Origin of the sequence: Serratia sp. BNK-17 (assembly GCF_048684935.1) — a bacterium.
Lineage (GTDB): Bacteria > Pseudomonadota > Gammaproteobacteria > Enterobacterales > Enterobacteriaceae > Serratia > Serratia nematodiphila.
Genome location: NZ_JBLQTR010000001.1, coordinates 1,423,987 through 1,437,709, shown reverse-complemented (window position 1 = coordinate 1,437,709; position 13,723 = coordinate 1,423,987). Strand labels below are relative to the sequence as shown.

General features: G+C 61.4%; 14 protein-coding genes. 7 read left to right on the top strand and 7 right to left on the bottom strand.

What is annotated here, in order from left to right; translation table 11 throughout:
* The first annotated feature begins 254 nt into the window (after nt 1-254).
* The 3 genes from glpA to glpC are packed head-to-tail and all read left to right on the top strand — an operon-like array spanning nt 255 to nt 4,358.
* Entirely contained in the window at nt 255-1,904 is a 1,650-nt protein-coding gene (gene glpA / locus ACMGF7_RS06910) for an anaerobic glycerol-3-phosphate dehydrogenase subunit A (RefSeq protein WP_021504814.1), read from the top strand.
* Nucleotides 1,894-3,162, top strand: coding sequence for a glycerol-3-phosphate dehydrogenase subunit GlpB (gene glpB, locus ACMGF7_RS06905; protein ID WP_342135057.1), 1,269 nt, complete (start codon nt 1,894-1,896; stop codon nt 3,160-3,162). Before glpA ends, glpB begins: the two co-directional genes overlap by 11 nt.
* On the top strand, nt 3,159-4,358 hold the full coding sequence (glpC, locus tag ACMGF7_RS06900) for an anaerobic glycerol-3-phosphate dehydrogenase subunit GlpC (RefSeq protein WP_015376276.1): 1,200 nt from the start codon (nt 3,159-3,161) through the stop codon (nt 4,356-4,358). Before glpB ends, glpC begins: the two co-directional genes overlap by 4 nt.
* Before the next feature lie 34 nt (nt 4,359-4,392).
* On the opposite strand, the gene ACMGF7_RS06895 is transcribed toward glpC, so the two are convergent.
* From ACMGF7_RS06895 to ACMGF7_RS06885, 3 genes are all read right to left on the bottom strand, one after another.
* Nucleotides 4,393-4,956 carry a DcrB family lipoprotein gene (locus tag ACMGF7_RS06895; protein ID WP_015376277.1) on the bottom strand — a complete coding sequence of 188 codons (564 nt, stop codon included), beginning with the start codon at nt 4,954-4,956 and terminating at the stop codon, nt 4,393-4,395.
* 80 nt (nt 4,957-5,036) lie between these two features.
* Complete coding sequence (locus ACMGF7_RS06890) at nt 5,037-5,471, bottom strand: GNAT family N-acetyltransferase (RefSeq protein ID WP_420286403.1); 435 nt, start codon at nt 5,469-5,471, stop codon at nt 5,037-5,039.
* 41 nt (nt 5,472-5,512) lie between these two features.
* The gene (locus tag ACMGF7_RS06885) at nt 5,513-6,172 is read right to left on the bottom strand and encodes a 7-cyano-7-deazaguanine/7-aminomethyl-7-deazaguanine transporter (RefSeq protein ID WP_197800703.1); all 660 of its coding nucleotides are present in this window, start codon (nt 6,170-6,172) and stop codon (nt 5,513-5,515) included.
* A gap of 220 nt (nt 6,173-6,392) precedes the next feature.
* On the opposite strand from ACMGF7_RS06885, the gene tusA reads away from it, so the two are divergent.
* Complete coding sequence (tusA, locus tag ACMGF7_RS06880; RefSeq protein ID WP_004934314.1) at nt 6,393-6,638, top strand: sulfurtransferase TusA; 246 nt, start codon at nt 6,393-6,395, stop codon at nt 6,636-6,638.
* Between the two features lie 80 nt (nt 6,639-6,718).
* On the opposite strand, the gene ACMGF7_RS06875 is transcribed toward tusA, so the two are convergent.
* A complete protein-coding gene (locus ACMGF7_RS06875) occupies nt 6,719-9,037 on the bottom strand; it encodes a zinc/cadmium/mercury/lead-transporting ATPase (RefSeq protein WP_420286402.1) in 2,319 nt (772 codons plus the stop codon).
* A gap of 684 nt (nt 9,038-9,721) precedes the next feature.
* On the opposite strand from ACMGF7_RS06875, the gene ACMGF7_RS06870 reads away from it, so the two are divergent.
* Together ACMGF7_RS06870 and ACMGF7_RS06865 are read left to right on the top strand one after the other, a co-directional pair.
* On the top strand, nt 9,722-11,185 hold the full coding sequence (locus ACMGF7_RS06870; RefSeq protein WP_021504810.1) for a serralysin family metalloprotease: 1,464 nt from the start codon (nt 9,722-9,724) through the stop codon (nt 11,183-11,185).
* 55 nt (nt 11,186-11,240) lie between these two features.
* A complete protein-coding gene (locus tag ACMGF7_RS06865) occupies nt 11,241-11,618 on the top strand; it encodes an AprI/Inh family metalloprotease inhibitor (RefSeq protein ID WP_004934320.1) in 378 nt (125 codons plus the stop codon).
* Between the two features lie 40 nt (nt 11,619-11,658).
* Here ACMGF7_RS06865 and ACMGF7_RS06860 read toward each other — a convergent pair whose 3' ends face one another.
* The gene (locus ACMGF7_RS06860) at nt 11,659-12,285 is read right to left on the bottom strand and encodes a lysoplasmalogenase (RefSeq protein WP_015376282.1); all 627 of its coding nucleotides are present in this window, start codon (nt 12,283-12,285) and stop codon (nt 11,659-11,661) included.
* Nucleotides 12,286-12,445: 160 nt separating this feature from the next.
* Here ACMGF7_RS06860 and ACMGF7_RS06855 point away from each other — a divergent pair, with 160 nt between their 5' ends.
* Nucleotides 12,446-12,802, top strand: coding sequence for a DUF2500 domain-containing protein (locus tag ACMGF7_RS06855; RefSeq protein ID WP_015376283.1), 357 nt, complete (start codon nt 12,446-12,448; stop codon nt 12,800-12,802).
* 3 nt (nt 12,803-12,805) lie between these two features.
* On the opposite strand, the gene ACMGF7_RS06850 is transcribed toward ACMGF7_RS06855, so the two are convergent.
* Nucleotides 12,806-13,078 (bottom strand): DUF1145 family protein, encoded by a 273-nt coding sequence (locus ACMGF7_RS06850; RefSeq protein ID WP_004934327.1) that lies wholly within the window; start codon nt 13,076-13,078, stop codon nt 12,806-12,808.
* Entirely contained in the window at nt 13,068-13,688 is a 621-nt protein-coding gene (gene rsmD / locus ACMGF7_RS06845; protein ID WP_273890225.1) for a 16S rRNA (guanine(966)-N(2))-methyltransferase, read from the bottom strand. Before rsmD ends, ACMGF7_RS06850 begins: the two co-directional genes overlap by 11 nt.
* Nucleotides 13,689-13,723: the final 35 nt, after the last annotated feature.

Genomic DNA, 13,723 nt, shown 5'->3' with positions numbered 1-13,723 from the left:
TTGTCGACAAATACGCCTGGTGTCGCTGTGACGAATGGCGCAATTGTTACACTTTCATGAAACCACGGCGGATTTTGAGCGATTCGTTAACGTTATGAAATAGAAAAACGTCCAAAAATCGTGATTATGATCACATTGATGGTTTTTTGTGGACATTTTTATTTCGTTTTATGTTCGTTCTTGTTCCTTATCAAACAAAGACCCTAATAACCGTGGCTCAATAGGCTCATAATTACCGATCCTGAGGGAGCGACATGAGCAGCTATTTTGACGGCGGCGAAACGGATGTGATCATCATCGGCGGCGGCGCCACCGGCGCAGGCATTGCCCGCGATTGTGCGCGGCGCGGCTTGCGCTGCATTTTGCTGGAGCGTCACGACATCGCCACCGGCGCCACCGGCCGCAACCACGGCTTGCTGCACAGCGGCGCGCGCTATGCGGTGACCGACGGGGAGTCGGCGCGCGAGTGCATCGAAGAGAACCGCATCCTGAAACGCATCGCGCATCACTGTATCGAGCGCACCGATGGGCTGTTCATCACCCTGCCGCAGGACTCGCTGGAGTATCAGCAACAGTTTATCGCCGCCTGTCGCCAGGCCGACATCGACGCCGAAGCGATCGACCCGCAGCTGGCGCTGCGGCTGGAGCCGGCGGCTAATCCGGCGCTGATTGGCGCGGTGCGGGTGCCGGACGGCACCGTCGATCCTTTCCGGCTGACCGCCGCCAACATGCTGGATGCGCGCGAACACGGCGCGCAGATCCTGACTTACCACCAGGTGGTCGGATTGTTGCGCAGCGGCGACCGGGTGACGGGCGTGCGCGTTTACGACCATCAGAATCAGCGGCGCTATGAGCTGCACGCAGCGGTGGTGGTCAACGCCGCCGGCATCTGGGGCCAGCAGATCGCCGAATACGCCGATTTGCGTATCCGCATGTTCCCGGCCAAGGGAGCGCTGCTGATCCTCGGTCACCGCATCAACAACATGGTGATCAACCGTTGCCGCAAACCGGCGGACGCCGACATCCTGGTGCCGGGCGACACCATCTCGCTGATCGGCACCACCTCGACCCATATCGACTACGACCAAATTGACAACATGCTGGTGACCCCGCAGGAGGTGGACATTCTGATCCGCGAGGGGGCGCTGCTGGCGCCCACCCTGGCGCAGACCCGCATTCTGCGTGCCTATGCCGGGGTGCGGCCGCTGGTGGCCAGCGACGACGATCCCAGCGGGCGCAATGTCAGCCGCGGCATCGTGCTGCTCGATCACGCCGCCCGCGACGGGCTGGAAGGGTTTATCACCATCACCGGCGGCAAGCTGATGACCTACCGCCTGATGGCGGAGTGGGCCACCGACAAGGTATGTGAAAAGCTCGGCGTAAATAGTCCGTGCACCACCGCGCAGGACGCGTTGCCCGGATCCCGTCAGTCGGCGGAGGAAACGGTGCGCAGCGTGGTTTCTCTGCCCGCCAGCATCCGCGGCTCGGCGATTTACCGGCACGGCGATCGCGCCAGCCAGGTGCCGGCGGCCGATCGGCTCGACACCAGCCTGGTGTGCGAGTGCGAGGCGGTGACCGCCGGGGAAGTGCGCTATGCGGTCAATTCGCTGACCGTCAATAACCTGGTGGATCTGCGCCGCCGCACCCGCGTCGGCATGGGCACCTGCCAGGGTGAACTCTGCGCCTGCCGCGCCGCCGGACTGCTGACGCGCTTCAAGGTCAGCACGCCGCAGCAATCCATCGCGCAGCTGTCGCAGTTCCTCAACGAACGCTGGAAAGGCGTGCGGCCAATCGCCTGGGGCGATGCGCTGCGCGAGAGTGAATTTACCAGTTGGGTTTACCAGGGATTATGCGGGCTTGAGGCCCAGGCAGACAAAGAGCAGGAGGCGGATGATGCGATTTGACGTAGTGGTGATTGGCGGCGGCCTGGCGGGCCTGAGCTGCGCCATTGCCGTGGCCGAACAGGGCAAACGCTGTGCGGTGGTCAGTTCCGGCCAGAGCGCGCTCTACTTCTCCTCCGGCTCGCTCGATCTGCTGGCGAGATTGCCGGACGGCACGCCGGTCGAGATGCCACTGGCGGCGCTGCCGCAGCTGGCGCAACAGGCGCCGCAGCATCCGTATTCTCTGATTGGCCCCGGCCGGGTGGCGGCGCTGTCCGCCGCCGCGCAGCGGCTGCTGGAACGCTGCGGGCTGAATCTGCAGGGCGAGGGGGTGAACAACCATCTGCGCATCACGCCGCTCGGCACGCGCCGCGCCACCTGGCTCAGCCCGCAGGCGATCCCGACGCTGCCGCTGACCGGCCAACTGCCCTGGCGGCGCATTGCGGTGATCGGCATCGAAGGGTTCCTCGACTTCCAACCGCAGATGGCCGCCGACGCCTTAAGCCGCGAGCTCGGCGTAGAGGCGGATGTGGCCTATCTGCACATGCCGGCGCTGGACAGATTGCGCAATAACCCCAGCGAGTTCCGCGCGGTGAACATCGCCCGGGTGCTGGATTTGATGGAAAGCCTGCCGCCGATGGCCGAAGAGCTGCGGCGGCTGGCGGGCGAGGCCGAGGCGCTCTTCCTGCCGGCCTGTCTGGGCCTGGAGGACGACGCGTCGCTGGCGGTGTTGCAGGATGCGGTCGGCAAGCCGATCCGACTGCTGCCGACGTTGCCGCCTTCGGTGCCCGGCATGCGCTTGCATCAGGCGTTGCGGCGGCGTTTCCAACAGCTGGGCGGCGTTTTCATGCCGGGCGACAGCGTGCTGCGCGCCGAGAGCGAAGCCGGCTGCGTCACCGGCCTGTATACCCGCAACCACGGCGATATTCCGCTGCGGGCGCAGCAGGTGGTGCTGGCCAGCGGCAGCTTCTTCAGCAACGGGCTGGTGGCGGATTTCGATGAAGTGCGTGAGCCGATCTTCGGGCTGGACGTGCACAGCCGCGCCGATCGCGCCGACTGGAGCCGGCGCGAGCTGTTCGCGCCACAGCCTTATCTGCAGTTTGGCGTGCGTACCGACGGCAGGCTGCGGGCGATGAAGCAGGGAATGCCGTTCGACAATCTGTATGCCATCGGTGCGGTCGCCGGCGGCTACGATCCGCTGCAGCAGGGCTGCGGCGCCGGCGTGTCATTGATCGGTGCGCTGCACGTTGCGCAGCAGATCGCCGCGGAGGAGAACGCATGAGCCTGCATCAGGATCACAGCTTTGAAAGCTGCATCAAATGTACCGTCTGCACCACCTACTGCCCTGTCGCCAAAGTGAACCCGCTCTACCCGGGGCCGAAACAGGCGGGGCCGGACGGCGAGCGGCTGCGGCTGAAAGACCCGACGCTGTACGATGAAGCGCTGAAATATTGCACCAACTGCAAGCGTTGTGAAGTGGCCTGCCCGTCCGATGTCAAAATCGGCGACATCATTCAGCGCGCCCGCGCCGACTTTGCCCAGAGCAAGCCGACGCTGCGTGACGCCATCCTCAGCCACACCGATATCATGGGATCGCTGTCGACGCCGTTCGCGCCGATCGTCAACGCCGCCACCGGGCTGAAACCGGTGCGCAAGCTGCTGGACAAGGCGCTGAAGATCGATCACCGTCGTGAACTGCCGAAATACTCGTTCGGCACCTTCCGCCGCTGGTACCGGCAACAGGCGCAGGCGCAGCAGCGTTACGCCGAGCAGGTGGCGTTCTTCCACGGCTGCTTCGTCAACTATAACCACCCGCAGCTGGGCAAGGATTTGGTCCGGGTGTTCAACGCGCTGGATATCGGCGTGCAGCTGCTGAAACGCGAGAAATGCTGCGGCGTGCCGCTGATCGCCAACGGGTTTATCGAGCAGGCCAAAAAGCAGGCCAGGGTCAATGCCGAATCGCTGCATGAAACGGTGCTGGAGCGCGGCATTCCGGTGGTGGCCACTTCGTCGAGCTGCACCTTCACCCTGCGTGACGAATACCCTCATCTGCTGGACGTGGACACCACTGCGGTGCGCGAGCGGGTGGAGCTGGCGACGCGCTATCTCTATCGTCTGATCAATCAGGGGCGCAGCCTGCCGCTCAAGCGCACGCCGCTGCGGGTGGCTTATCACACGCCTTGCCATATGGAGAAGATGGGCTGGACCGCCTACACCCTGGAGCTGCTGCGGCAGATACCGGGGCTGGAGCTGGTGGTGCTGGATTCGCAGTGCTGCGGCATCGCCGGCACCTACGGGTTCAAATCGGAGAACTACGCCACGTCGCAGGGTATCGGCGCACCGCTGTTCCGGCAGATAGAAGAGAGCGGGGTGGATCTGGTGGTGACCGACTGCGAGACCTGCAAATGGCAGATAGAAATGTCCACCAGCAAACGCTGCGAACATCCGATCACCCTGCTGGCGCAGGCGCTGGCATAAAGCGAAAGGGCCGGCAAGCCGGCCCTTTGTGGGATTACTGCTTCAGCTTCAGGGTGGAGATGATGCCTTCGGCTTCGGTCTGCGCCTGCTGCTGATTGTCCGCCGGCAGCGTTACCTGAATGGTCAGCATGTTGTTGTTCAGCGAGCCGATCAGGACGGAAGAATAGGCTTTCTCGCCGCCGCTGGTGATGATGCTGTCCAGCTGACGCAGCGGCACACCGTTGACGTCGAGCGCTTTGTTGGTGATCACCTGCAGGTTGGCGTCACGCGCGCGTTGGGTATTCTCCAGGCGCTTGGCCAGGGTCTCCAGGCTGTCGGCGGTCTTGTCACCCAGGATCACAATCACCGCGCGCTGGCCGGTGCTGTCTGCGTAAACATGCATGTTGTTGGCCTGGTTGCCCAGCTTGCCGCTCTGATCCGCCATGCCGACAGGCAGGGTGAACGCCAGTTTACCGTCCAGCAGGCTCACCTGCTGCCCGGCCGGCGCGCTGGCCGCCGCGCCGTCCGTTGCCGCCTTGGTGTCTTTGGTTTCGCCGTCGCAGGCCGCGAGGCCAAGCGCCAGCAGGCTGATACCCATCAATTTCGCTACTTTACGCATCGGGCTTCCTTCTTCCTTTCCGGTAGGGATTCACTGTCGTATCGCAACCTATTCCAGGTTGAAATGCAAGGCAGATGTTGTCACAAGTTTTTTTCCAGTAATAGCCGATAATCAGCCACTTCGCCTTTCTTTTCCAGCTGAACAATCTGATAGTGGTGGGCGATCAGCAGCGTCAGCATGGCGCGGAACCGGTTACGGGTTTTGACCGTCAGTTGGCGATAGCCCTGCGCCCGCGCCCAGCGCTCTTGTTCGGCCAACAAGGCCTGCGCCACGCCGTGGCGACGAAATGCCGGCAGCACGCCGCCCAGCCAGCTGTAAAACACCGTTTCCTGCCGTTGATAACCGAGTTTGAAACCGGCCGGTTGCCCGGCTATCTCGGCGATCAACAGGCTGGCGGGGGCGGAGCCGATGCGCCGCTGCAGATCGGCCAGGCTATGCAGGCCGCCGAATTCGGGGATGCTTTGGTAAAGGCGGTGGATGTCTTCAAGCGTGGCGGTGCGGACGATTGGGGTCATGAGCGGCCTCCAAAGGATAGGGCCGCCCAGAATAGCACGACTCAGCCCGGCTGCAGGCCGCCGCTGCGCGTCGCGATGCGTTTGAGCAGCATGTTCAGCAACACGCCGTACATCGGCAGGAAGAACAGCAGGCAGATCATCACCTTGAAGCTGTAATCCACCAGCGCGATCTCCACCCAGTTGTTGGCCATGAAGGGATCGCTGCTCTTATAAAAGGCGATGAAGAAGAACGCCAGCGTATCGCTGATGTTGCCGAGGAACATCGCCGCCGCCGGCGCCACCCACCAGGCGCTGCGTTGACGCAGGCGGTTGAAGACGTGTACGTCGAGGATCTGCCCGAGCACATAGGCCATAAAGCTGGCGACGGCGATGCGCGCCACGAACAGGTTAAAACTGTTCAGCGCCGCAAAGCCCTGCCATTCTCCCTGATAGGTGACGGTGGAGATCACATAAGAGATGAACAGCGCCGGCACCATCACCGCCAGGATGATGCGCCGCGCCAGCGGCGCGCCGAAGATGCGCACGGTCAGATCGGTCGCCAGGAAGATAAACGGGAAAGTAAAGGCGCCCCAGGTGGTATGGAAGCCGAAAACGGTGATCGGCAGCTGCACCAGGTAGTTGCTGGAGGTAATGATGGCGATATGAAACAGCGAAAGCCAGACCAGCGCGGTAAAGCGCTGCTGTGCGGTAAACGAATACATGTTGTAGCCTTTTTAGCAGTGGGGTGAGGGAACCCAGTGTGTCTTGTCAAAACAGCAAAAAACGCTGCGCGGCGGCATGATACGCGTTTGCGCAACCAATGCAATGGTTAAATTTAACGCAAACGTTAACGCATCTTGCGCAGAAAAACTACCGGCGTAAACTAGGCGCTAATGAGATGCGGCGAGCGTTCGCCGATCGTTTTTGAACGAGAAAAATTGCATGACTGACTTATTTGCCCAGGCAGACCAGACGCTCGACGCGTTGGGGCTGCGCTGTCCGGAACCGGTGATGATGGTGCGTAAAACCGTGCGCCATATGGACAACGGCGAAACGCTGCTGATTATCGCCGACGATCCGGCCACCACCCGCGATATCCCGGGGTTCTGCCGCTTTATGGAGCACACGCTGGTGGCGCAGGAGACCGAACAGGTGCCATACCGTTATCTGTTACGTAAAGGTGTCTAACGGCGGCGCGGCCGAGTTAAAAGTTCCCTCCCCCAAATGACAACGGGCGCGGTATGCCGCGCCCGTGTTTGTTTCAGAGCTTAGCTGCGCTTTCTCAACAGCCGCAGCGCGTTGGCGGTGACCAGTGCGGTGGCGCCGGAGTCAGCCAGCACCGCCAGCCACAAACCGGTCAGCCCCAGCAGGCTGGTGATCAGGAAGACCCCCTTCAACCCCAGCGCGATGGTGATGTTTTGCCGGATATTGGCGTGGGTGGCGCGCGAGATGCGGATCATCTCCGCGACGCCCACCAGCCGATTGTGGGTCAGGGCGGCGTCGGCGGTTTCCAGCGCCACGTCGGTGCCGCTGCCCATGGCGATGCCGATGCTGGAGGCTTTCATCGCCGGGGCGTCGTTGATGCCGTCGCCGATCATCGCCGTCGGGCGCAGTTCGCTCAGCTCGGTGACTGCGCTGACCTTATCTTCCGGCAGCAGACCGGCGCGATAGTCGAGGCCCAGCTCGCCGGCGATCGCGGCGGCGGCGCGCGGGTTGTCGCCGGTCAGCATCACACCGCGAATGCCCAGCGCGTTCAGTTCGGCTATCGCCTGCTTGGCGTCGCCGCGCAGCGTATCGCGCAGCGCCAGCAAGCCGATGGGCGCGCCGTCTTCCAGCACCACCACCGCCGTTTTGCCGGCGTTTTCCAGCTTGTCTACCTGGCTCTGCCATTGGGTGGCGAGCAGGCCAGGCGCCAGCTTGCCCGGCGCGCTGATCAGCACGGTCTTGCCGTCCACGATCCCTTCCACGCCGACGCCGGCCAGCGCGCGGCGCGCCTGCGCCAGCGGCAACTCAGCCCCGCTTGCGGCGGCGCGGTTGATGATCGCCTGCGCCAGCGGGTGATGTGAACCGGCTTCCACCGCGGCGGCAAGCTGCAGCAGCCGCTGTTCGGTGAGCGCGCCGATCGGCAGCACGTCGGTCACCGTCGGCTTGCCTTCGGTCAGGGTGCCGGTTTTATCGAAGGCGATGGTTTGGATCTGGCCCAGTTGCTCCAGCGCCGCGCCGCCTTTAATCAGCGCGCCGCGCCGCGTGGCGGCCGCCAGTCCGGATGTGATGGCCGCCGGCGTTGAGATCACCAGCGCACATGGGCAGCCGATCAGCAGCAGCGTCAGGCCGCGATAGATCCAGGTATCCCACGGCTGCGAGAACAGCAGCGGTGGCACCAGGATCACCGCGATGGCCAGCAGCATAATGGCCGGGGTGTAATAGCGGCTGAAGCGATCGAGGAAGCGTTCGATCGGCGCGCGGCGCTCTTCGGCCTCTTCAATCAGCTGCAGGATGCGGTCGATGGCGTTTTTGCCGGGCTCGGATATCACCTTCATCTGCGCCGCCTGATCGACGGACAGGCTGCCGGCGGCCACTTTCTCCCCCTGTTGGCGCTCGACCGGCACCGATTCGCCGGTCAGGGCGCTTTCATCGAAGCTGGCGAACGGATTGAGCAGCTCGGCGTCGGCCGGCAGGCGCCCACCGGGCGCGATTTCAATCACGTCGCCGGGGCGCAGGCTGGCGACCGGCACGCGTTTGCGTTCCGTGCCTTGCAGCAGCAGCGCATCTTCCGGCACCAGCTCCATCAGCGCCTTCACCCCGCGCCGTGCGCGGTTGGCGGCGTAGGATTCCAGCAGTTCGCCGACCATAAACAGCAGCAGCACCATCGCCGCTTCGGCGGTGGCGCCGATGAACAGCGCGCCGATGGCCGCCACGCTCATCAGCGTTTCGATGGCAAACGGCGTGCCGGAACGAATCAAACGCAGCGCCTTGGCGGCGACCGGTGCCAACCCGACCAGCGTGGTGGCGATAAAGGCGATGCGGCCCAGCTCCGGGTTAACCCGATCCAGCACCCAACTGACGACCATCAGGGTGGTTAACAGCAGCAGCGGCGCGAATTCGCCGAAGCGTGAGGTTTTGGGCGCGGCGGTTTTGGCGGTCTGAGCGCCGAGCAGGGTAAAGCCGGCCTGGGCGACCGCATCCTGGATCCGCAGGCTGAGGTCGGACTGCGCGTCGACCACCAGTTTCTCGGTGGCGAACAACACGCGCGCGCTGTCGACGCCGGGGAGTGCGGTGACGGCATTTTCGATTTTCTTGGCGCAGCTGGGGCAGTCCATGCCGGTGACTTTCCAGCTGAAACGTTGGCTGCCGGAAGGGGGAGCGGCGGCCAGCCTGTCGCTTTCCTCGTCCGGATCGTCGGGCGCGGCGATGCAGCAGCCGCTATCGCCATGATCGTGATGATGGTGGGCGTGTTCGGCCTGTGCGGCGGCGTTTTTCGGTTCGCTGCTGCAGCCGTGCTGAGTTTTGCTGTGGCTGTGGTTGCAGCCGCATCCGCCTTCGGCGTGGTGATGTTCCTGATGATTATGGTTTTGCTGATTGTGCATAACGTCCCCCTGCGGGCTGTTAAACGGGTTTGCTCAACTGACTCTACACCCTGGAGTCCACTCCAGAGTCAAGCGCCGGATGAGAATTATTGCTAACGGCGTTCAAGCGTAGAAAGGGGGGGTATTCATTCAATAATGAATAATGCGGATTTTAATCTATCGGCTTTTCTTATCCCCTATTGGGGCGAAAAGGCTCGCTGCCGTTAGTTTAAATAAGAAAATAATATTCCTATAGAAACTAAAAAATCGCCCGACCTAATAATAAAGAGTTATTAATCTATAACGCTTTAGCGAAATTTACCTTTTCCCCTGAGTAAAGCCAGCATGATTCGCTTGAGTCTGCAGGCCGCATTGCTATTGAAGTTTGGTGCCAACTTATCCTCATCAAGTTTCATTTGCTTTGTAAAGAAGCCTAAAAAGCAGCATAACCAACTTTCGTTGCGATAATAAATGGTTGATTATTTTATGTGCAGTTTTGCGACCCTGCCTATAATTGGAATCGATTACCATTTTTAATGGTGATCTTATTTGCTGATATATATGCATTAATTCTACCTAACACACTGCCGGTAACGGCGCATAAGCCCCTTCCAGCAAGCTTAAGGTTTATTAACCGTGGCTTACGGGGAGGTTATGTCTATCTGTCTGATTGATATCAATCAGGTAATGAGTGGAATCGAACCAATGCAATCTACTAAAAAGGCAATTGAAATTACTGAATCTAGCCTTGCGGCCGCGGCAACCGGCTACGATGCTGTAGATGACCTGCTGCATTATCATGAGCGGGGTAACGGGATTCAGATTAATGGCAAGGATTCATTTTCTAACGAGCAAGCTGGGCTGTTTATTACCCGCGAGAACCAAACCTGGAACGGTTACAAGGTATTTGGCCAGCCGGTCAAATTAACCTTCTCCTTCCCGGACTATAAGTTCTCTTCCACCAACGTCGCCGGCGATACCGGGCTGAGCAAGTTCAGCGCGGAACAGCAGCAGCAGGCTAAGCTGTCGCTGCAGTCCTGGGCTGACGTCGCCAATATCACCTTCACCGAAGTGGCGGCCGGTCAAAAGGCCAATATCACCTTCGGCAATTACAGCCAGGATCGTCCCGGCCACTATGATTATGGTACCCAGGCCTACGCCTTCCTGCCGAACACCATTTGGCAGGGCCAGGATTTGGGCGGCCAGACCTGGTACAACGTCAACCAATCCAACGTGAAGCATCCGGCGACCGAAGACTACGGCCGCCAGACGTTCACCCATGAGATTGGCCATGCGCTGGGCCTGAGCCACCCGGGCGACTACAACGCCGGTGAGGGCAACCCGACCTATAACGACGTCACCTATGCGGAAGATACCCGCCAGTTCAGCCTGATGAGCTACTGGAGTGAAACCAATACCGGTGGCGACAACGGCGGTCACTATGCCGCGGCTCCGCTGCTGGATGACATTGCCGCCATTCAGCATCTGTATGGCGCCAACCTGTCGACCCGCACCGGCGACACCGTGTACGGCTTTAACTCCAATACCGGTCGTGACTTCCTCAGCACCACCAGCAATTCGCAGAAAGTGATCTTTGCGGCCTGGGATGCGGGTGGCAACGATACCTTCGACTTCTCCGGTTATACCGCTAACCAGCGCATCAACCTGAATGAGAAATCGTTCTCCGACGTGGGCGGCCTGAAGGGCAACGTCTCGATCGCCGCCGGTGTGACCATTGAGAACGCCATTGGCGGTTCCGGCAACGACGTGATCGTCGGCAACGCGGCCAACAACGTGCTGAAAGGCGGCGCGGGTAACGACGTGCTGTTCGGCGGCGGCGGGGCGGATGAACTGTGGGGCGGTGCCGGCAAAGACATCTTTGTGTTCTCTGCCGCCAGCGATTCCGCACCGGGTGCTTCCGACTGGATCCGCGACTTCCAAAAAGGGATCGACAAGATCGACCTGTCGTTCTTCAATAAAGAAGCGAATAGCAGTGATTTCATCCACTTCGTCGATCACTTCAGCGGCACGGCCGGTGAGGCGCTGCTGAGCTACAACGCGTCCAGCAACGTGACCGATTTGTCGGTGAACATCGGCGGGCATCAGGCGCCGGACTTCCTGGTGAAAATCGTCGGCCAGGTAGACGTCGCCACGGACTTTATCGTGTAACACAGCAACGGAACGCCCGGCGCAGTCTCGGCCGGGCGTGACGCGGGAGCCCGGTATGAAAGGTACTTTAGCGCGCACCGCTTTGGCGGCGGGTGGCATGATGGTGACGAGTGCGGTGATGGCCGGCAGTTTGGCATTGCCGACCGCGCAGTCGCTGGCGGGACAATGGCAGGTGGCCGACAGCGAACGGCAATGCCAAATCGAGTTTCTGGCGCATGAACAAAGCGAGACCAACGGCTATCAGCTGGTGGATCGGCAACAGTGTTTGCAGAGCGTGTTTGCGGCGGAAGTCGTGGGCTGGCGCCCGGCTCCGGACGGCATCGCCCTGCTGCGGGCGGATGGCAGCACGCTGGCGTTCTTCTCGCGCGACGGCGATCTGTACCGCAATCAGCTGGGTGCGGATGATGCTCTGACGTTGAAAGCGCTGGCTTGATGAAGAAACGGGTTCGGCGCGCCGAACCCGCGGTAGGTCTCTACAGGTAGAGCGAACGCACGATCAGGAAGTGGCCGGAGAAATAACAGAAAGCCACGATGGCGTCCGCCGCGCGGAAGGTGAAGCGGTAGCGGTTGAGCAGCCAAACCACGTTGGCCAGCAGCAGCAGCGAGGTGCCGGTCAGCAGCGAGAAGCCGAAATCGGTGCTGCGCAGGAAATATTGTTCGCCCGCCAGCCAGACCATCAGCAGCGTCATCGCCACGTAGGTAACGATCGGCCAGCGCATCTCTTCCAGCCGGGTCCAGACGGTGGCCAGCAGCAGTGCGCCGATCGCCAGCAGCGCCAGCGGCAGCGGCCAGAACAGGCTGAACGTCATCTGGCTGGCGAAACTCAGGGTGTACAGCAGGTGGGACAGGAAAAAGGCGCCGATGGCATACAGCACCCGTTCGCGCGGCAACAGGAGCAATGCGTCGCCGATCAGCGTCGCCAGCAGGCCGAGTACGATCAGATAACCCGCAGCGCTGAGCACCGGCGCCTGCCAGGCCAACAGCAACAGCAGCAGCAGCGTGACGGGTTTGAACACCCAGCGCTGCCAGCGCGGCCCACGGTAAGAGGCGTCGACGAACAGCCAACCGGAAAAGAATACGGCAAGGAACGGCCAACTCATTTATGTCTTCCTTATGTATGAGGGAGCCGCAACAACCGGCTCCAAACTGTCACCCATGTCACTTCTTCATTTCAGTGTAGGTAGCCTGCCGGCGATCGACAATGCTTTCTTGAGAATGCTATGTTTACGCTGATTTAGCCGCGAAGGAAATGGGAAACCGATGAGTAAGCCACCGTTATTTTTTGTCGCCGTGATTGCGCTGATCGCCGTGCTGGCCACGCAACGCTACTTCAAGCAGCGGCAGCAGGAGGCGGAAAACGATCGCGCGCCGATGCGCAGTCTGCAGGTGACGGTGAGCGACAAACGCGCGGTGCCGGTCACCAAGACCCGCGCGCCGCAGCGCGAGCCGTTGGTCAATGAACCGATGAATTACGAGGTGGTGTTCAGCCCGGTACAGGGAGGTGAAGATATCCAGCTGCGGCTGAAGCAATGGCAGTACAACCCGATAGAAAAGGGCGCGCAGGGCACGTTGAACATGCAGGGCACGCGCTTCGTCTCGTTCACCGCTCAGCCGTAGCGGTCACTTCTTCTTGATGGGCGGCTGTTTCTTTTGCCAGGCCAGCAGCTCGAACACGCCAAAGATAAAGATCTTGGCCTCTTGCCAGTAGCTGATCGGCTGATCCTTCGGCTGGGTGGATTTCAACAGCACCAGCTGCAGGCCGTGCATCACCACCATAAAGAACAGCGCCACGTCGATGAAATACTTCAGCGGCTTGGGAAACGGATGGAACAGGTTAGAGAGCAGGAAGCCCCACACGCACAGCATCAGCAGGCGGCCCAGATTAATCAACATGGTCGGTTTTCTCTTGCGAACGAATATAAAGGCGATAGGCCACCTGGCCGGCGACCTTCTCCCGGTGCAGCTGCCAGCTGGCAGGCACGTCCGCCGCGGCGCTTTCCGCCTCGGCTTCTACATAGATCCAGGCCTCGTCGGCCAGCCAGCCGCGTTGCTCCAGCAACAGGGCGGTCTCCGCCAGCAGGCCTTTGCGAAACGGCGGGTCGAGGAACACCACGTCGAACGGTTGGCCATCGCCCGCCAGCCAGCTCAGCGCGTTGGTGTTGATAACCACCCCTTTGCCCTGCAGCAGCGCCAGATTTTTTTCCAGCTGCTGCGCCACCGGCCGTTCGAATTCGAGCAGCGTGGCGCAGCCGGCATAGCGCGACAGCGCTTCCAGCCCCAATGCGCCGCTGCCGGCGAAACAGTCGAGGCAGCGCGCGCCCTGAATCACCGGCGCCAGCCAGTTGAACAGGGTTTCGCGTACCCGATCGGTGGTGGGGCGCAGCCCCGGGCTGTTCGGCACCGGGAGTTTGCGACCGCGCCATTGGCCGCCGATGATGCGGATCTGTCCGGCTGCGGCCTGGGGCGGTTTTTTGGCCGCCGCCCGTGGCGAGAGTCTTGTCATAAGCGTTGTTTGGTTTCTTTCGCGGCGCGGGGCCG